At 37.9% G+C, this 20,563-nt stretch carries 14 protein-coding genes and 1 pseudogene; 12 read left to right on the top strand and 3 right to left on the bottom strand.

Going from position 1 to position 20,563, the window contains the following annotated elements; genetic code table 11:
- Window position 1: 1 nt before the first annotated feature.
- The 7 genes from thiS (at window position 2) to ACFIQE_RS02325 (ending at window position 8,925) form a co-directional block, all read left to right on the top strand.
- Window positions 2–199: a sulfur carrier protein ThiS gene (gene thiS, locus ACFIQE_RS02355; protein WP_273791115.1), complete on the top strand. Its 198-nt coding sequence runs from the start codon at window positions 2–4 to the stop codon at window positions 197–199.
- 4 nt (window positions 200–203) lie between these two features.
- On the top strand, window positions 204–977 hold the full coding sequence (locus tag ACFIQE_RS02350; RefSeq protein ID WP_375629378.1) for a thiazole synthase: 774 nt from the start codon (window positions 204–206) through the stop codon (window positions 975–977).
- Complete coding sequence (locus ACFIQE_RS02345; protein WP_375611199.1) at window positions 974–1,579, top strand: thiamine phosphate synthase; 606 nt, start codon at window positions 974–976, stop codon at window positions 1,577–1,579. Before ACFIQE_RS02350 ends, ACFIQE_RS02345 begins: the two co-directional genes overlap by 4 nt.
- Window positions 1,570–2,328 carry a hydroxymethylpyrimidine/phosphomethylpyrimidine kinase gene (locus tag ACFIQE_RS02340; protein ID WP_375611294.1) on the top strand — a complete coding sequence of 253 codons (759 nt, stop codon included), beginning with the start codon at window positions 1,570–1,572 and terminating at the stop codon, window positions 2,326–2,328. Before ACFIQE_RS02345 ends, ACFIQE_RS02340 begins: the two co-directional genes overlap by 10 nt.
- A 447-nt stretch (window positions 2,329–2,775) precedes the next feature.
- A complete protein-coding gene (locus ACFIQE_RS02335) occupies window positions 2,776–3,615 on the top strand; it encodes a uracil-DNA glycosylase family protein (protein ID WP_375674708.1) in 840 nt (279 codons plus the stop codon).
- 73 nt (window positions 3,616–3,688) lie between these two features.
- Window positions 3,689–6,316 (top strand): aminopeptidase N, encoded by a 2,628-nt coding sequence (gene pepN, locus ACFIQE_RS02330; RefSeq protein WP_375707237.1) that lies wholly within the window; start codon window positions 3,689–3,691, stop codon window positions 6,314–6,316.
- Window positions 6,317–6,603: 287 nt separating this feature from the next.
- Window positions 6,604–8,925, top strand: a complete 2,322-nt coding sequence (locus ACFIQE_RS02325; RefSeq protein WP_375707236.1) for an ATP-binding protein — start codon at window positions 6,604–6,606, stop codon at window positions 8,923–8,925.
- Here ACFIQE_RS02325 and ACFIQE_RS02320 read toward each other — a convergent pair.
- Complete coding sequence (locus tag ACFIQE_RS02320; protein WP_375620707.1) at window positions 8,922–9,446, bottom strand: methylated-DNA--[protein]-cysteine S-methyltransferase; 525 nt, start codon at window positions 9,444–9,446, stop codon at window positions 8,922–8,924. The two genes, ACFIQE_RS02325 and ACFIQE_RS02320, sit on opposite strands and share 4 nt — an antisense overlap.
- A 455-nt stretch (window positions 9,447–9,901) precedes the next feature.
- On the opposite strand from ACFIQE_RS02320, the pseudogene ACFIQE_RS02315 reads away from it, so the two are divergent.
- The 4 genes and pseudogenes from ACFIQE_RS02315 to ACFIQE_RS02300 all read left to right on the top strand — a co-directional run.
- Window positions 9,902–10,000 (top strand): annotated as a pseudogene (locus ACFIQE_RS02315) (integrase); the annotation flags it as partial.
- A 257-nt stretch (window positions 10,001–10,257) separates the two neighbouring features.
- The gene (gene carB / locus ACFIQE_RS02310; protein WP_375611195.1) at window positions 10,258–13,743 is read left to right on the top strand and encodes a carbamoyl-phosphate synthase large subunit; all 3,486 of its coding nucleotides are present in this window, start codon (window positions 10,258–10,260) and stop codon (window positions 13,741–13,743) included.
- A gap of 247 nt (window positions 13,744–13,990) precedes the next feature.
- Window positions 13,991–14,200 carry a cold-shock protein gene (locus ACFIQE_RS02305; RefSeq protein ID WP_012754908.1) on the top strand — a complete coding sequence of 70 codons (210 nt, stop codon included), beginning with the start codon at window positions 13,991–13,993 and terminating at the stop codon, window positions 14,198–14,200.
- A 322-nt stretch (window positions 14,201–14,522) separates the two neighbouring features.
- Entirely contained in the window at window positions 14,523–15,725 is a 1,203-nt protein-coding gene (locus ACFIQE_RS02300) for a pyridoxal phosphate-dependent aminotransferase (RefSeq protein WP_375645492.1), read from the top strand.
- A gap of 1,161 nt (window positions 15,726–16,886) precedes the next feature.
- On the opposite strand, the gene ACFIQE_RS02295 is transcribed toward ACFIQE_RS02300, so the two are convergent.
- Window positions 16,887–17,792 carry a LysR family transcriptional regulator gene (locus tag ACFIQE_RS02295; protein ID WP_273791217.1) on the bottom strand — a complete coding sequence of 302 codons (906 nt, stop codon included), beginning with the start codon at window positions 17,790–17,792 and terminating at the stop codon, window positions 16,887–16,889.
- A 42-nt stretch (window positions 17,793–17,834) separates the two neighbouring features.
- Window positions 17,835–18,791, bottom strand: a complete 957-nt coding sequence (trxB, locus tag ACFIQE_RS02290; RefSeq protein ID WP_375620705.1) for a thioredoxin-disulfide reductase — start codon at window positions 18,789–18,791, stop codon at window positions 17,835–17,837.
- A gap of 310 nt (window positions 18,792–19,101) precedes the next feature.
- Here trxB and ACFIQE_RS02285 point away from each other — a divergent pair, with 310 nt between their 5' ends.
- Complete coding sequence (locus tag ACFIQE_RS02285) at window positions 19,102–20,496, top strand: TrkH family potassium uptake protein (RefSeq protein WP_375620704.1); 1,395 nt, start codon at window positions 19,102–19,104, stop codon at window positions 20,494–20,496.
- Window positions 20,497–20,563: the final 67 nt, after the last annotated feature.

Here is a 20,563-nt window from a genome sequence, read left to right as displayed (position 1 = left end):
CATGCAAATATTTGTTAATGGTGAAACAGTCCAAACAGAAGTTATGACTCTCGGTCTCTTGCTTGAAGAATTGGGATATGAAGGAAATTGGCTTGCAACTGCTGTTAACGCTGAAGTTGTTCCCATAGATGCACGAAGCCAATTTGTCTTGCATGAAGGAGATAAAATTGAAATTTTAAGCCCAATGCAAGGAGGCTAAAATTATGCTGAATCTTTATGGACGACAATTCTCTTCCCGTCTTCTATTAGGTACAGCGCAATATCCTTCACCAGCAATCCTTCGTGATGCTATTCATAAATCGAATACGGAAATTGTAACTGTTTCCTTGCGCCGTGAAACTGCAGGTGGAAAACAAGGTGGACAATTTTGGAAATTTCTTCAAGAACTTGGGGTAACAGTGCTTCCTAATACTGCTGGTTGTTATACTGTTAAAGAGGCCGTAACCACAGCCCAATTAGCAAGAGATCTTTTTAAAACGGCTTGGATTAAACTCGAAATTATCGGTAATTCAGATACCTTACAGCCAAATATTTTTTCCTTAATCGAAGCTGCTCAAATTTTAAACAATGAAGGTTTCAAAATTTTTGCCTATACAACGGATGATCTCATTGTTGCTGAAAAACTTTTTGACATTGGTTGCCGTGTTATTATGCCTTGGTGTGCTCCTATTGGTTCTGCCAAAGGACCTCATAATACTGATGGATTGCGTTCTATCCGTGCTTACCTTCCTGATGCTACTCTTGTTATTGATGCCGGCATTGGACGCCCATCACATGCCGCCATTGCGATGGAACTCGGTTATGATGCAGTACTGCTTAATACCGCAGTTGCTAAAGCAGGTGATCCTGTCTTAATGGCTGAAGCATTTTCTAAAGCTGTTCAAGCAGGACGTATGGGATATAAAGCTGGCATGATCGAAGCACGCAATGTAGCAGTCCCTTCAACACCAATCATTGGAAAAGCGGTATTTTCATGAAACTGGATCCATTTTACCTCATCGTTGATAACGCTGATTGGATTGAACGTTTGCTTCCTCTTGGTATCAAGCTCGTACAATTGCGTATGAAACATGAAAATCAACAAATAATCCGTCAACATATTAAGCGTGCAAAAAACATATGCAATAAATTGGGAGCACAATTAATTATTAATGATCATTGGGAAATAGCAATTGATGAAAAGTGTAATTTTATTCATCTGGGACAAGAAGACCTAAGCAATGCTGATCTTCACGCAATTCGTAAAAGTGGTATAAAAGTTGGTCTTAGTACACATGATGAACATGAATTGGATATCGCACTCTCTGCTAATCCTGAGTATATTGCACTTGGTCCTATTTATCCGACAATCTTAAAAAAAATGAAATGGATGCCGCAAGGACTAGAAAAAATCAAACAATGGAGAAAGCGGATTGGTGCTTTACCTTTGGTGGGTATTGGTGGTTTAACACCAGAACGCGCAGTGGGTGTTTTAAAAGCAGGAGCAAATAGTGCTGCTGTTGTGACTGATATTATCCTCCATAAAAAACCAGAAGAGCGTGTACAGCAGTGGATAAAAGTAACACAAACATGGCGTTGATACCTTCTATTCTTATTGTTGCGGGCACTGATCCAACAGGAGGTGCTGGTATTGTTCGTGATATAGAAACCTCTGCACATTTTCAAATAAAAGCAAATTTAGCAATTACTTGTGTTAACGTACAAGATGATAATCGCGTTGTCGAAATCATTCCAATGCGTGGAGACCTCGTCGCTGCGCAAATGCGTGCTGCCCTAGAAGCAAATCCAATAAGCGCAATAAAAATCGGTATGACGGGGACAAAAGCAATTATAGCAGCAATCTGTAACGTACTCAAAGACTATCCCCATGTTCCAGTTATTTTGGACCCTGTACTTGTCGCTTCATCAGGAGGAAAACTAATAACGGAAACAATCATCGACACGATGATCGATAAACTGCTTCCTCATGTTGATCTTTTAACACCGAATAGAGAAGAACTCGCTCTTCTTAGCAAAAGTCCATTGGCATCTCATGATAAGCAAGCAATACAACAAGCAAAAAAACTTTTGTCATTGGGAGCTCGCTCTATTTTAGTAAAAGGGGGACATGCAGAGGGGCCTCTTGCAATTGATAGCTTCATTGACAAAACTGAAGTCATAAATATCTCTACTCCACGTTTAAAAGGAACAATGCGAGGAACAGGTTGCATTCTCTCAAGCGCTATTGCAGCGCATTTAGCATTAAATGAACCTCTCATTTCAGCTGTAAAAAAAGCAAAAGCATATATCCACACATTGCTTTTAACCCATTGTAAAAATAGTTTATAACGTCTTAGTATTTTCTCATATAAAAGTAATATTTATATATTTAAATTAATATATTTAATATTTTTTAATAAAAGTTATTAAAAAATATAATAATATGAAATTTATAATTAATTTTATAAATAAAATACTACAAAATTCACTTTAATTAAGTATTAAATATAGAATATAATGATAAAAATATTATAACACCACTTGCATTTAGTAAAAAATTCTTTTAGTATGAGTGAGTTTATTCTGTTTAAAAAGTTGAAATAACGCAATTTAAACAAATTATACATTTAAAGATGCACATAATCGCGAACATTCGCATTTTACGATTTGCCTTTTTTGTGAAAAGAGAGAATCCTATCAACGTTCTTATACATTAATGGCTAGCGAATACATTTAATAAAACTTGAAGGATAATTTTGTTTGATCTATAATCGCTAGATCATTAGAAAAAATAAAATGTTAAATCAAACGCCGTGCTCAATTTCCTATGAAGAACTCTTAAACTTTTATAAAGAAAGTGGTGCGGATGCCGTTCTGACAGATTTTCCTATTGATCGTTTTAAGCAGTCTGCTTGTTCAGAGAGAAAATTAATATCTGTCGTGAACATTTCTCATAATCAACAAGCATCTCCCAAAACATCTCCAACCGTAAAATTAGATCATCATCAGCTGCATAACTCTAGGACTATACAAAATGAATCCACAGCTATAGAGAGTGCAAAAAATGCAAAGACACTTGATGAATTAAAATCTGCTCTCCTTGCATTTAATGGCTGTTCATTAAAATTGACAGCAAAAAATACCTGTTTTTCAGATGGAACAGCAGGAAGCCCCCTGATGCTTATAGGCGAAGCACCAGGACGAGACGAGGATATACAAGGAATTCCTTTTGTGGGAAAAGCTGGGATGTTGCTTAATAAAATCCTCGCATCAATTGGCTTAACAAGAAATAATGTTTACATTGCCAACACTATTCCTTGGCGTCCGCCAGGAAATCGTACACCAACACCAAGAGAAGTTGCCTTGTGCCGCCCTTTTATTGAACGACACATTTATTTAGCGCGTCCTCGTGTTCTTATAGCACTAGGAGGCGTTGCTGCACAGTTTCTTACTGGATCTCAAAATGGGATTATCCGAACAAGAGGGAAATGGCATATCTATGAAAGCGAGGATAATATAAAAATACCTGTTATGCCAACTTTCCACCCAGCTTACCTTCTTAGAACCCCTAGTCAAAAGAAGCTTACATGGATAGACTTCTTAGAAGTAAAAAATCGCCTCGACAGCCTTTTGTAATTCTTTAATCCTATATTGCTTCTAAAATTAACACACCCTTCTTTAACTCTTAAAATACAAATGGGAAAAAACTATGAAACAGCCAATAACATCTATTTATCGTTTGGAAGACTACCAACCAACCCCTTACGTTATCCCTAAAACACAACTTTCTTTCCAATTAGCACCGACAAAAACCTATGTTATAGCCATATTGTCTATTGAGCCTCATCACGATACAAAAGAATTAACACCTCTTGTTCTTTCTGGTGATGATCTTACTTTAATTTCCGTTTCTATTAATGATGAGATATTAGCCCCAAACACTTATAAAGTGACGCCTTCACGTTTAGAAATTACAACGCCACCAACGGTTCCTTTTACATTGAAATTGGTTACGGAACTGAATCCTGAAAGCAACCGCCAACTTATGGGGCTTTATCTTTCAAATGGTGTTTATTGCTCACAATGCGAATCGGAAGGTTTTCGTCGTATTACTTATTTTTACGACCGCCCAGATGTTCTTTCTACCTATAGAGTGAAAATTGAAGCAGATACCCAAACAATCCCAATCTTGCTTTCAAATGGTAATCTGGTGGAAACAGGAACTTTAGAAAATAATCGCCATTTTGCCATTTGGGAAGATCCTTATCCCAAACCATCTTATCTCTTTGCTTTAGTAGGTGGAGATCTTGATAAGTTAGAAGACCATTTTACAACTGTATCTGGACGACGTATTGAGCTTGGTATCTATGTAGAAAAAGGAAAAACCGAACGCGCAACCTATGCAATGGATGCTCTTAAACGTTCCATGCATTGGGATGAACAATGTTTTGGGCGCGAATATGATCTTGATGTTTTCAATATTGTTGCTGTTTCCGACTTTAATATGGGAGCAATGGAAAACAAAGGCCTTAACGTTTTTAATGATAAATATGTTCTTGTCGATCCTGAAACAGCAACCGATCAGGATTATAGAAATGTTGAACGTGTCATTGCACATGAATATTTCCATAATTGGAGCGGTAATCGTGTTACCTGTCGCGATTGGTTTCAACTCTGTTTAAAAGAAGGATTCACTGTTTATCGTGATCAGGAATTTTCATCAGATCAAAATGTACGCAGCCTACAGCGAATTGAAAATGTAAAAGCATTAAAAGCGACGCAATTTGCAGAAGATGCAGGACCTCTTGCGCATCCTGTGCGTCCTCGTCAATATAGCCAAATTAATAATTTTTACACAACAACTGTTTATGAAAAAGGTGCTGAAGTTGTTCGCATGATACGGACTATTTTAGGTCCTACTCTTTTTCGTAAAGGCACTGATCTTTATTTTCAACGTCATGATGGACAAGCTTGTACAATTGAAGATTTTATTACCTGTTTTGCTGAAGTGTCTGGTCAAGACTTCTCCCAATTCATGCTATGGTATGAACAGGCAGGAACACCCAATGTAGAAATCGATAGTCATTATAGCGATGGTGTTTTAACAATTCATGCAAAGCAACATATTCCCGCAACCCCACAACAAAATACAAAAAAGCCTATGCTTATCCCTATCGTATTTGGCTTGTTAGGACCTAACGGAGAAAACCTCACCTATGAAGCGGATACAGATATTCAATCAGATGTTATGCTTTTATCCAAGGAAAGCCAAACGTTTACATTAAAAGGACTGCGTGAAAAACCCGTTTTATCACTGCTGCGAGACTTCTCAGCACCAATTATTCTACACACGCCATTTAATGAAAATGAACTTATTTTTCTTGCACAACATGATGACAATCACCTTAATCGCTGGCAATCTCTTAATCATTTAATGACGCAAGCTTTGCTTCAAAGCATTCAAGATAAAACACAAGAAAAAGCAACTCTCCCTTCTGCTTTGCTAAAGCTGATTGAAACAATCATAACAGATGAAACCTTAGAGCCTGAATTTCGTGCCTTCTGTTTAAATTTACCTAGTGAAGTTGAGCTTGCTCATACAATCGGTAAAAATATTGATCCAGATCGTATTCATTACGTGCGCAATCAGTTTCTCGCTTCACTTGCACAAACACATCAAAAACTCTTAACAAAATTTTATGAACAAATGCAAACCCAAGAACCCTATTCACCAGACACTGTACAAGCCGGAAAGCGAGCATTAAAGAATATCATACTGGATTACCTTTCCATTGCTGAAGCCAATCCAAATCGAGCTGCTATACAATATGCAACAGCTGATAATATGACTGACCGTATGGCCAGTATCGCTGTTCTCGTGAAGCGTTTTAATGAAAATGAGCAGGCACAAAATGCCTTAAATGATTTTGAAAACCGCTATCGACATGACCCTTTGGTTATGGATAAATGGTTTTCTATTCAAGCAATGGTTGCTGGCACATCAACACTCGAAAATGTTCAAAAGCTCATGCAACACCCGCTATTTTCAAAGGATAATCCTAATCGTGTACGATCTCTGATCGGTGTCTTTGCCTCTAACAACCTAACAGGCTTTAACAGAGTTGATGGTGCCTCCTATGATTTTCTTTGCCAAATCATTTTAGAAATTGACAAAAAAAATCCACAGCTTGCTTCACGATTATTAACAACTTTGCGCTCTTGGCGACAATTAGAATCTATTCGGCAACAAAAACTTGAAATGGCATTAAAAACGATTGCTGCCGCGCCAAAATTATCAAGCGATGTTTCTGATATCATCAATCGTCTACTCACTTGAAACAAAAAAATTATTTTAAATCAATATGCTATAATATTTTTTAAAATAAATTCTATAAACTATTCGATCATCATTAAATCTATAAACAGGCAATCTAAGCCTGTTTATAGATCACGTTTAAAGTACTTTTTTCTTTTCATATTCCAAAATCATAAAAGTAAAATTATTTTTTTTAAAAAAAAGACTGGACAGAAGACTCCTGTTTTGATTCATTGCATTCGATGGGGTTACTATGAATATCGAAGCAGTTTTTAAATCACATTATTCCAGAATTAAAGGAACGCGAGATGGCTAAATTGGACGCATATAATGCGCCAAGGGAGGTGTATGCTGATTCAAAATCAAGCGCTCAAAGCCGCAAGGAGCGCACAGAGCGTACCAATCTGTTTTCTGGTTCTGCCTATCAAAAACTTCTTTTTATTGAACCTTGGCTGCGACATTCACTCCCATTTGTAATTCTTGCATTTCTTGTTATGCTAGCAGCAATCCGTTTCCTATCAATCTATGATTGGCGCAACACAATTGATAAAAACACGCATTCTACCATCGCTCTCTTAGCTTCTCATATTACCAATACAATCGACCGTGACATACTTGCCGCCACTCGACAAGGAAAAGCTGCTGCTCTTTCTCATAATCATTTACAAAATATCCTGACCAATTTTCGTAACAAAGGTTTTATAAAAACCAGCGCTGTTATTGCTATTGTCGATCAAAAAGGCAATGTCCTAGCTTCATCAAGTTCCGAGATTGTCTTAGGAAAACCCTTACAGGATTTTACCTCTGAAAGCATTACTTTGCAAGCTCTAGGAAAACATGCTGGAATCATGAAAATTACAATAGGAAAAGATATTCCTGCTCTTGCTTCCTTTCAGCAAACAGAAAATGGACAATATGGGGTATTCATCAGTGAAAAAATGCAACATATTTACATGGAATGGCGGAAAACTCTCTCGTTAAATATAACCATATTCATTGGAACTAGTGGCGTTATCCTCGCTCTTCTTTATGCTTATTATAACCAAATTGTACGAGCACGCAAAACAGATCTTGTTTCAGAAAAAATTCAAAACCGTATTGATATGGCAATGATGCGTGGACGCTGTGGACTATGGGATTGGAATATGGCAAGTGGACGCGTCTACTGGTCACGAGCAATGTACGAAATGCTCGGCTATGTCCCTCAAGATGCATTGCTCTCAATTTCCCAAATTAGCGCCATTATCAATCCAAATGATGCGAATTTTTTTGACCTTGCTCAGGAATTAATGAGCGGTAAAAAAAAGCATATCGATATTAACGTTCCTATGCGTCATGCTGATGGTCATTATGTATGGATGCGCATTCGTGCCGAAGTGACTGAAGAAGAAGAACCCCATTTGGTTGGTATTTCCTTCGATATTAGTGAACAGCAACAATTGGCTGAACAAACGGCGCAAGCCGACCTTCGTATCCGTGATGCGATTGAAAACATTTCAGAATCTTTCGTCTTGTGGGATGCTGAAGGACGTTTAGTCATGTCCAACAGCAAATTTTGCGAATATGCCGCTATTCCTAAACAAATTCTCCAATCAGGTATCCAACGTGCAACAGTCGAAGCCATGGCACGCCCTGCACTCAGTGAATATCCCCTTAAAGATGATGGTACTGGTAACTTAACCAGTATTCGCCAAACGGCAGATGGTTGTTGGCTCAAAATTAACGAACGACGAACCCAAGATGGAGGATTGGTTTGTATTGGTACTGACATTTCTGAGCTTAAACAACAACAGGAAAAATTTGAAGACAGTGAAAGGCGTCTTTTTTCTTTCATTCAAGAACTCAAGCGCGCACGAGGGAGTGCTCAACAACGCGCAACAGAAGTTGAAAAACTTAATAAAAGTTTGAAAGCAGAAAAAGAACGCGCCGAAAGTGCTAATAAGGCTAAATCAGAATTTTTAGCCAATATGTCTCATGAATTGCGCACGCCTCTGAATGCTATTCTTGGTTTTTCAGACATCATGTTGCAATCAACTTTTGGCCCTCTTGGCTCACAACGCTATAAGGAATATATGCATGATATTTACAATTCAGGAACCCATCTTCTAACCCTTATCAATGACATTCTTGATATGTCAAAAATCGAAGCAGGAAGATTTACGCTTGATTGTAAAAATACCGATCTTGAGCCCATCATTAGTGAAGCAGTACGAACACTAACGCCTCAAGCTCAAGAAAAAAATATTGTTGTTACAACAAACATTACCCCAGAACTTCATGCTGAAGTTGATGGTCGTGCAATGAAACAGATTTTCCTTAATCTCATCTCTAATGCCGTTAAATTTACGCCTTCTGGCGGAAATATTGATGTCTGCGCTTTCAAGAAAAAAAATAACCTTATTTTTAAAATTACAGATACAGGTGTCGGTATTCCCCAATCAGCAATTAAAAAACTTGGGCAACCTTTTGAACAAGTTGAAAATCAGCTTACTAAGTCTCATACAGGCTCAGGTCTTGGATTAGCCATTTCACGCTCCTTGCTAGAACTCCACAAAGGAAAACTTGAAATTACTTCAAAAGAAATGAAAGGAACAACTGTAACAATTATAATGCCCATCACACAAAGTTAAATTTCTCCATTTTGTTCTCGTTGTAGTAAAATCTGTTTCCGTTTGTCCCCCCAACGATACCCTGAAATAAAACCATTTTTACGCACAACACGATGACAAGGAATGATAACAGCCAATTCGTTACGTGCACAGGCATTAGCAACGGCACGAAAAGCTTTCGGCATACCAATACGGCACGCTAAGATCTCATAGGAAATTGTTTCACCACATGGTATATCACATAATACTGCCCATACTTGTCGTTGAAAAACTGTACCATTTATATCTAAGGGAAAATTATATTTTTTTACCAGCTTAGGTGTTTCTATCATGGCTATAATATGGGCAACTTCTCTCTTAAATGTATTATCACCTACAACTTGTTGTGCATCACCAAAGCGTATCGTAAACTCCTGTAATAATTGCTCTATAGTATCTCCTAACGCTATATGACAAATCCCTTTTTGAGACCTAGCCACCAAAAGTTTCCCTATTGATACATCTTTCAAACAGAATACTCTTGTTTGGGAAATGTTCAGCATTTTAGCCTTCTTTATATTTTAAATAAGTCTTGAACATCATCCATAAAGTAAAAGGAGAGTATTCACTCTCTTTTAAAAACAAATAAAATCATTCTGAAATGATCTCCTTAGCCATTGTATTAAAATACACTCTCATCCTTTTATGAAACGGACACATCTATAGATTGACGTTCCCTACCCTAAAACAGAAACTTCGACCAGAGCTGATTTATCAACAATCTTGCTATTTATCTAACAGATTCCAACTGAAACCATTTGATATAGTTTATTTCATAAGCTCTCTACAGACAAATCTTGTCCTGAATTTTATCATATACTAACAAAAAATACCTTAATGTGGTAAATTTTCATACCTTATATCACAGCTCTAAACGGCAGTATTTTACAGAACAACACGATAAGCTTTCCACTTCATTTTACGAAATCCCATTGAACCATAAATAATGGCTTATGTTTTACAAGCAATAGAAAAAGCGCGTGCTCTCTTAGGCAAAAAATGTCATAAAACACAAAATATACCGGCAATGGATTGGAAAGATGTTCCGGCTTTTTATGCTCCACGTATGCTTGAATATTCTAATTTGTTAGAGCACTGTTATTATTTTTTTATCAAAGGTCATACTTTTGATAGACTGACGAGATGACTCAACTCAAAAAGGAAATTTATCTTCAATTTTATGAAAAAAAGCATGGATAAGGTATTTTAATGCTTACTTTCTTTGTCACTTAACTTATAAAATGATTGTAGCCTCAGAACTGAAATATTTTGCCCGCAACAATCGCACATAGATATTTGTCATAGGAAAAAGTCATGCCCAAACGCACAGATATAAAATCTATTCTTATCATCGGAGCAGGACCTATTATCATTGGTCAGGCATGTGAATTTGATTATTCAGGCACTCAAGCCTGTAAAGCATTAAAAGAAGAAGGTTACCGAATTATTTTGGTAAATTCTAATCCTGCCACGATTATGACAGATCCAGATCTAGCTGATGCAACTTATATAGAGCCCATTACTCCTGAAATAGTTGCCAAAATTATTGCCCACGAGCGTCCCGATGCCCTTTTACCCACTATGGGAGGACAAACAGCCCTCAATACTGCTTTATCATTAAAGCGTATGGGTATTTTAGACCGCTATCATGTTGAAATGATAGGAGCCAATGCTGATGCTATTGATAAAGCTGAAGATCGTGCTTTATTCCGCCAAGCGATGGCAAAAATCGGTTTGGAAACGCCACGCTCTATGTTAGCCAATGCAACAGAACTGAAAGAAGAAAATCGCCAACAACACGCAAAAACGTGTGCTGAACTTAAAGCAAAGCTTTCTGGTGCTGCGCTTGACAAAGCACTCGAAGAACTTGAGCGCAACTGGCGACATACCGAAGCTGATCGCAAACAACATTATATCGCTCATGCAACAGCAAAAGCAGTTCAAGCTCTTGATGTTGTTGGGCTTCCAGCTATTATTCGTCCTTCATTCACCCTTGGTGGAACTGGTGGTGGAATCGCTTATAACCGCTCTGAATTCTATGAAATTATTGAACGTGGGCTTGAAGCTTCACCAACAACAGAAGTATTAATTGAAGAAAGTGTTTTAGGGTGGAAAGAATATGAGATGGAAGTTGTTCGTGATAAGAACGACAATTGTATCATCGTTTGTTCTATTGAAAACATTGATCCGATGGGGATTCATACCGGTGATTCGATCACTGTAGCACCTGCTCTCACCTTAACCGATAAAGAATATCAATGTATGCGCAATGCCTCGATTGCTGTTTTGCGTGAAATTGGTGTTGAAACGGGGGGATCCAATGTACAGTTTGCTGTCAATCCTGAAAATGGGCGCCTCATTGTTATTGAAATGAATCCGCGTGTTTCTCGCTCTTCAGCGCTTGCCTCAAAAGCAACGGGGTTTCCCATTGCTAAAGTAGCGGCTAAACTGGCTGTTGGTTATACTCTTGATGAATTAAAAAATGATATCACGGGTGGTGCAACACCAGCATCATTTGAACCTTCTATTGACTATATTGTGACAAAAATTCCTCGTTTTGCGTTTGAAAAATTTCCCGGTTCATCACCCGTCCTCACAACTGCGATGAAATCTGTAGGAGAAGTCATGGCAATTGGACGCACTTTTCAAGAATCGTTACAAAAAGCACTCCGTGGACTTGAAACAGGGCTTACGGGTCTTGATGAAATTGTGATTCCAGAGCATGCTGAAGGTGATGAAAAAAGTTCTATACGCTCCGCCATTGCCATACCAAGCCCTGATCGTCTACGCTATATTGCTCAAGCCATGCGCACAGGCTTACCCTTAAACGAGATTCACCAAATTAGCAAAATTGATCCGTGGTTTTTAGAACAAATAGCCTCCATCATTGAAATGGAGCAGCGTATCCGCATTCATGGATTACCCCAAGACGCAGATAACTTACGTATGTTAAAAGCTATGGGCTTTTCAGATGCGCGATTAGCCTCCCTTACAGGGAAAGAACCCGATTATATCGCAGCTTTACGCAAATCACTGAATGTTAAACACGTCTTCAAACGGATTGATACTTGTGCCGCTGAATTTTCTTCTCCTACAGCCTATATGTATTCAACATATGAAGTTCCCTTTGCAGGTGTAGAGCACTCGGAAGCACACGTTTCTGAACGCAAAAAAATTGCTATTTTAGGCGGTGGACCAAACCGCATTGGGCAAGGTATTGAATTTGATTACTGTTGCTGCCACGCTGCTTTTGCACTGCGTGATGCAGGATTTGAAGCGATTATGATTAACTGTAATCCTGAAACAGTTTCAACCGACTATGATACCTCTGATCGCCTTTACTTTGAATCTTTAACAACAGAAGACGTTATCGCTATTTTAGAAGCAGAACAGGAAAAAGGAGATTTGGTTGGAGTCATCGTCCAATTTGGCGGACAAACACCCTTGAAATTGGCAAGCGCTCTAGAAAAACACAACATCCCCATCCTAGGTACTTCACCTGACGCTATCGACTTAGCAGAAGATAGAGATCGCTTTCAAAAACTGTTATTTAAACTTAATTTAACACAACCTCAAAATGGTATTGCCCACTCCATTGAACAAGCGCGCCTCATTGCCCACGAACTAGGCTTCCCCTTGGTTGTACGTCCCTCTTATGTTTTAGGAGGACGTGCTATGCAAATTATCCGTGATGAACGTAGCTTACAAAATTATTTACTTGAGAGTGTCCCCGAATTAATTTCAGAAGATATCAAAGTCCGTTATCCTAACGACACAACAGGACAAATCAATATATTGCTTGGTAAAAATCCGCTTCTCTTTGATACCTATTTAACAGAAGCAATTGAAGTAGACGTCGATTGTCTATGTGATGGCAAAGAAACACTAATCGTTGGTATTATGGAACATATTGAAGAAGCTGGTATCCACTCTGGTGATTCAGCATGTTCTCTACCAGTCCATACGCTCTCAAATAAAATAGTTACTGAATTAGAGCGCCAAACCAAAGCATTAGCACAAGCACTTCATGTTCGCGGCTTAATGAATGTACAATATGCTATAAAAGATGACACCATTTATGTCTTAGAAGTCAATCCCCGTGCTTCACGTACTGTCCCATTTGTTGCAAAAACGATTGGTCGCCCTATTGCTAAAATGGCTGCACGTATTATGGCAGGAGAAACGCTTCATGATGCTCTTCAAGCTTATGGTGGATTACCTTCTTTGCAAAAAAAACAACATATTGCCGTCAAGGAAGCAGTATTTCCTTTTGCTCGTTTTTCAGGTGTTGATACACTTCTTGGTCCAGAAATGCGCTCAACCGGTGAAGTTATGGGACTTGACTATGAATTTTCGCTTGCTTTTGCTAAAGCCCAACTTGGAGCTGGTGTAAAACTCCCTAAAGAGGGAACTTTGTTCGTTTCTGTAAGGGATGAAGATAAAAAACGCATCTTAAATCCTGTAAAACGTTTAACTGAGCTTGGCTTTTCTGTTGTCGCCACAAGTGGAACACAAAAATTTCTCACCGAACACCACGTTGAAGCAAAAAAAATCAACAAAGTTCTAGAGGGACATCCCCATATTGAAGACGCTATTCGTAATCGCCAAATTCAATTAATTTTTAATACAACTAGCACTGCCAGTGCCATCTCAGACTCAAAATCATTACGTTATGCAGCACTCATGCAAAATGTTCCCTATTATACAACAATAGCTGGAGCCGAAGCCGTCGTAGAAGCGATCAAAGCACTCAAAAAAAGGCACCTTGAGGTACGTTCACTACAAAGTTATTTTAGTTGAATTTTTTTCTACTTAGCAAAATGTACACTGTTTTCTTATTTTTTCTTTATATAAAAATTGATTAAGACTTGCTTTTTGTTCTAAAAACTTTTATAGAGGTTTCATCGAATTTTCGGTTACGTGACTTTCTTTCCTGTGCAATCTGCACTTTCGGCGAAACTTCTCCCACCTAATTTCGATCTACAACCGTATTGAAGAAATGAAAGCTTCAATGCTCAATATAATTATATATTCTAAGGAGTTTCCTATGTCTACAGGAACAGTTAAGTGGTTTAATACAACAAAAGGTTTCGGATTCATTCAGCCTAGCGATGGTAGTGCAGATGTATTTGTACACATTTCTGCCGTCGAGCGTTCAGGTCTAAACAGTCTTAATGAAGGGCAAAAAATCTCTTATGATGTTCTTCAAGATCGTCGTTCAGGAAAATTTGCCGCTGGTAACCTTGCAGCACTTTAAAGTTTAAATTCTGCAATATTTTATTTAGAAATCTTCGTCTGTAAAGACGAAGATTTTTTTATTTTGTATAAAGCATTATTTTACCTTGTTAAAATAAAAGACTGCTTATCTCCTTTGCACAATTTATCAAACCTCTCTTATACTTCCTCAAAAACTTTCATAAAATCTACGAAGAGATTATCTTGTAAAAGATCTCAAAAAAGAAGAATATAAAGCCCGTGTAAGAGTATTTTGGAAGTTTTTTATTGCATACAATATAATCTCTTATAGAATATCCTTAAAGCAATAACCATTTGTTGATATAATATAAGGATTTAAAATTATGGCTTTTATTGCCGACAAGCTGTCTCGTATCAAACCTTCTGCAACAATTGCTGCTTCTCAAAAGGCCCGTCATTTAAAAGCATTAGGGCGAAATGTTATTGCTTTAAGTGCTGGAGAGCCAGACTTTGATACCCCAGACAACATCAAAAACGCGGCTATTGAAGCTATTCGAAGGGGAGAAACAAAATACCCTCCCATATCTGGAATTCCAGAATTGCGCCAAGCAATTTCTGCAAAGTTTAAAAGAGAAAATAACCTTCTTTACCAACCAGAACAAATTATTGTTGGTACTGGTGGAAAACAAATTCTCTTTAATGCATTCATGGCAACTTTGAATAAAGGAGATGAGGTCATCATTCCATCCCCTTATTGGGTTAGTTATCCAGAAATGGTTGCACTCAACGATGGTACGCCTGTCTTTTTAGAAACAAAAGCCGAATTTTCTTATAAACTCCAACCACAAGAGCTAGAAGCTGCCATTACCCCCAAAACCAAATGGTTCATCTTTAACTCTCCTTCAAATCCATCAGGTGCCGCTTATACACATAATGAATTGAAAAAACTTACAGATGTTTTAGTAAAATATCCTCATGTTTATATCCTTTCCGATGATATATATGAACATCTCACATATGAGGGTTTTACCTTTGTGACTCCAGCTCAGGTAGAACCAGCGCTTTATGAGCGTACACTCACAATGAATGGTGTTTCTAAAGCCTATGCGATGACGGGATGGAGAATCGGTTATGCAGGCGGACCACAAGAATTAATTAAAGCCATGGATACCATTCAAGGACAGCAAACATCTGGAACAAGTGTCATTTCACAATGGGCTGCGGTTGAAGCACTCAACGGACCACAAGACTTTATTGCTAAAAATAAAAGTATTTTTCAAGCACGCCGTGATCTCGTTGTCTCCATGCTAAATCAAGCTCTTGGCATTTACTGTCCAACGCCTGAGGGTGCTTTTTATGTTTATCCTTCTTGCACCGGACTTATTGGAAAGAAAACACCCAATGGTCAACGTATTACGAATGATGAAGACTTTGCCATAGCGCTTCTAGAAACAGAAGCTGTTGCTGTCGTCCAAGGATCTGCTTTTGGACTTGGATCAACTTTTCGTATTTCTTATGCAACATCAGAAGAATTACTTGAAAAAGCTTGTATACGTATACAGCGTTTTTGCAACAGTTTAATTTAAAATTTTTAATATCATCTCTTGTGATTGTTTTTTGCCGAATGTTAGTATATCCGAGAAAATATCTGAAACTGTGTCATGGTCTAAATCTATCGATTCAGCAAAAATATCTATGAATAAACACAAAAATAGATGCTGTAGATAAAGATCAAAAAAATTTAGCTATCAAATAAATGAATCGGTCTATTATCATAAGAGATGACACGCCTATTATACTTTCTCCATTCAATTTATAACTCTAAAAAAGACCGAGCACTTTTAAACACAATTGCCCTTATAATCAAAGGCCCTTACAATAAAATCTCTTCTATTTCTCAGCTTCTTCTTCGTCCTAAAACGAAGAAGAAGCCACCTCCCATCGTTGTGTAAGCAATCCAGTTTCCTTTAAGTTCTATTTAATAACTACTTGATTTACTTCATAGGCTTTATGAACAAGACCTGCCTTAAATATTCACCTCACATTCTAATAAAAAGCACTTCATGTATAAGGTTTTAAATATTTTATATCACACCCCTAAAAGACAGACTTTTACAGTACAATAGAATACCCCCTCTCAAACTCCTCATTGAATTTTAGTATTCTTAAAAAAATTGTTGGATATCCACCAGTTTCGAAATTTTTTTTTATCATCTTCCCATATATTGCAATTTCTAGGGACTCTTTCAAAAATTAAAAAAAAGCCGGACATATGTCCGGCAAATTTGGAAGATCCTCAGAGATAAAATCAATCTGATAGATCTTCGTAAGGGAACACTCAAGAAAACGAAACTGGGAGGCAACATAATCAAGAGATAGTACTCTATGTCATTTTATAAGGAAAAGCACAATAAAGACTTAAGCGTATCTGCTATGCAATAAACACATAGCTTTAAATTTGTCTCCATCATGTACCACTCTCTTTAATTAAATAGTAAAAATGTTAACTACACCATCACACGATTGTCCATTTTTCAATATATAATAGCTCTCATGTTTGCTAGCATTTGTAAAAAAACATTTATCCCTCTTTTCAAAAATATTTACCCGTACGGACTCCCTCCACTTTTAATGTGCAACAAATAATTTTAATTGATTCAATATAGGCAAATTTGAAACGAAAGAATATTACGGGAGTCTCAAGTTGCAAAACAGCTAATTATTCCTTATAAATTAAGATATTAATATTAAAAAGACCACTGGCGAGCTTTTAAAAAAATATAATCTCGAAAAGCATTTAACCTTGCCAAATTCTTTAAATTATAAGGATAACAAAAAAAAGTATCAAAAGAGGGAATATCAACCATATCAGGAAAAAGACGCACTAAATGCTCATCATTATTGACGATATAATCAGGAAGCACAGCAATCCCAAGATCACGCATAAGCGCATTCTTTATTGAGATGATATTGTTGATTTGTAAAACTGAAACGCGCAATGATCCATCACTTCTACCAGCCTTTTCCAACCAATTTAAACCAGACAAATAAGGTGGAACAGGTTCACCGAACGAAATAATACGATGCTCATCGAGATCAGACAATTTTTCCGGCTTTCCATAATTTGCAATATACTTTTCCGAAGCATAAACATGCATATGAATTGTAAAGAGTTTTCTTTGTATAAGATCAGGTTGTTTGGGTTGATGTAAGCGAACAGCACAATCCGCATGACACATTGTCAAATCAAGCTCTTCATCGGAAAGCAAAAGCTGAACCTGCATATCAGGATAAAGACTAAGAAATTCTGGCATACGCTCTGCAATCCACCCTGCCCCCATTCCAAAGGTCGAGGTCACACGCAAGTGCCCCGTTGGTTTTGCATAGCTTTCACTTAATTGCAAACGCACACTTTCAAGCTTCATCAAAACATCATGAGCTGTACGATAAAGAGTTTCTCCCTGTTCTGTAAGAATCAAACCACGCGCATGACGTTGAAATAAGGATACCCCAACCTCTTGTTCTAAAGCCGAAACCTGTCGTGAAACGGCTGATTGAGATAAATGAAGTTTTTGAGCAGCATGCGTAAAAGATCCCGCTTCTGCTGCAGCGTGAAAAACCCTTAACTTATCCCAATCCAACGGTGGCGCCACAATTAATTCTACCTCTATATTCTCTATGTTCTCAATGAGTGACTAACGCCTGGGTATATCCAAAAACCGTTCTGCTTCCAACGCTGCCATACATCCTCTTCCGGCAGCTGTTACAGCTTGGCGGAATGTTTCATCTGTCACATCCCCAGCAGCAAAAACACCAGCAATGCTTGTTGCTGTTGAGTTGGGTGCTGTCCATAAATAGCCGCCTCGTTTTTGTTTCAGCTGTCCTTCAAACAGAGAAACAGCAGGATCATGCCCAATGGCAATAAATATGCCCTCTGCATTAACTTTCATCTCGTGACCTGTCTTAACATTTTTCAGACGTGCCCCTGTTACAACAGCGCCCATTGAATCTTGAGCTGGCAGCCCCACAATTTCTTCAACCACATGATCCCAAAGAACACGCACATTATTACAAGCCAGCAACCTATCTTGCAAAATTTTTTCTGCCCGAAACTGCCCCCGCCTATGAACTACGCTTACACTCTTAGCCAAATGCGATAAATAAAGTGCTTCTTCAACAGCCGTATTTCCTCCTCCCACGACAATAACATCCTTATCACGATAAAAAAAGCCATCACATGTAGCACAAGCGGAAACACCTCCGCCCATAAAGGTCTGTTCACTTTCTAAACCAAGCCAGCGCGCTTGAGCTCCTGTTGCAATAATCAGTGCATCACAAGAATATTGTGTTCCTGAATCCCCATATAAGACAAAAGGATACTTCAACAAATCAGCCTTTATAATTGTATCATAAACAATTTTTGTCCCCATATTCTCAGCTTGTTTTGCCATTTGTTCCATCAACCATGGTCCTTGAATGGGATCTGCAAAACCTGGATAATTCTCAACATCAGTTGTAATTGTCAATTGTCCCCCCTGCTGCAAGCCCGTCACCAAAACAGGCTTAAGCATTGCTCTTGCTGCATAGATCGCCGCTGTATAACCAGCCGGACCTGAGCCAATAATCAGCAGACGAATATGCGATTGTACCATTAAATCCCCTTCACTTTATTATAAATTAATTATTCTATAAATGATAACGGAATGCAGCCTTTTAAAAAAATATTTTTCAAGAGCCCTAATTATGTTATGTATACTTCTTTTCAAGTTTTATGAAAAGGTCTGATTACTAATTCATCAAGGCACGCTAATGTTAAGAATTAATCCTTATCCTATAAAGAGAAAAATGTAACTTCTTATGAGCACAAAACCATAATAAAAAGAGATACAAAGATAGGGAACGATCATTTTTCAATTTATTATCAATGTCTGTGCACGTTTTGCCTTAATCATGGGGGGAGCAATGCTTTTGCCAATTTTTGTGGATTTGCACGACAACAATCGTAATTGGATAAGCTTTCTCTATTCTTGTGCCATAACCACCATGTTAGCAACGCTGATTCTTTTAGCAACTAAGGGAGCTACTTGTCGCTTTTCAGCACGACTTGGCTTTATGCTCACTGTTTGTCTTTGGCTTACAGGAAGCATCGTAGGTGCCTTACCTCTTTATCTTTCTCCTCTTCCCATTTCTCTAGCAGGAGCCATTTTTGAATCTGTTTCTGGAATTACAACAACAGGCTCCACAGTCCTTTCTGATCTTGATAATTTATCGCGAAGTATTTTATTATGGCGTTCTCTTATATGCTGGATTGGGGGCATTGGTTTTATCGGTTTAGCCCTCTTAATTTTGCCTTCACTGCGTGTGGGTGGCGTGCGACTTTTTCATATGGAATCATCTGATAAATCTGAAAAAATATTGCCTCGCATCAACCAAATTGCTAACGGAATTATCATCGCTTATGTTGGGTTAACATTGGCTTGTATGCTTTCTTATTTTGCTGCAGGCATGAATTTATTTGATGCCATTAACCATGCAATGAGTACAGTAGCAACAGCTGGTTTTTCAACGCATGATGCTTCTTTTGGCTATTTTTCTGATACACCAGCCATCTTAATTATTTCAACAATCTTCATGTTGCTTTCTGCTTTACCTTTCGTACTTTATGTTAAATTAGTCCTTCCTGGACACTCTAAACGCTTCCTTGACCCACAAGTGATTGTTTTTCTCCATATCGTTCTCCTTTTCAGCTTTGCTTTAGCGGCATGGCTACGGTTTTATGATCATCGCGCGTTCCACTTGATTTTTCTTGATGTCATTTTTCACCTTTCATCCATTATTAGCACCACCGGTTACAGCGCTGAAGATTATCAACTTTGGGGACCGTTTGCGCTTGGAGTTTTCTTCATTGTTTCTTTTACAGGCGGATGTGCTGGTTCTACTTCTGGTGGTATGAAAATCAATCGCCTCATTATTCTTTGGCGTATTACACAAACAAATATAGAAAAACTTCTTTCTCCTAATGTCGTTGTAAAAGCGCGCTACGATCACTCAAATATATCAAATGATGTTGCTCAAGCCGTTTTGTTTTTTGTCTGTCTTTATATGTTTTGCCTTGTTATCGGCACTGCACTTTTGCTTACAACCGGTCTTGACTTTACCTCTGCCTTTACCGGGGTCTTAACCGCACTTTCAAATGTTGGTCCAGGCTTTGGAGATATTATTGGCCCCACTGGTAATTTCTCTACAATCAACGATCATGCTTTATGGATTTTAAGTTTTCTAATGTTAGCTGGACGCCTTGAAATCATAACAATATTCGTCCTTTTTATTCCCGCTTTCTGGCGTGAACAATTCTAATGCAGAGATATTTTATGCTACCATGATAAAAAATTTACAAGATAAAAAGGCGAGAACAGTATGCGTC

The organism is Bartonella sp. AA1HLJMS (assembly GCF_042197445.1).
In the GTDB taxonomy this organism is placed as follows: domain Bacteria; phylum Pseudomonadota; class Alphaproteobacteria; order Rhizobiales; family Rhizobiaceae; genus Bartonella.
Note: the sequence above shows the minus strand (reverse complement) of the source record. Positions and strands in the feature narration are given on the sequence as shown.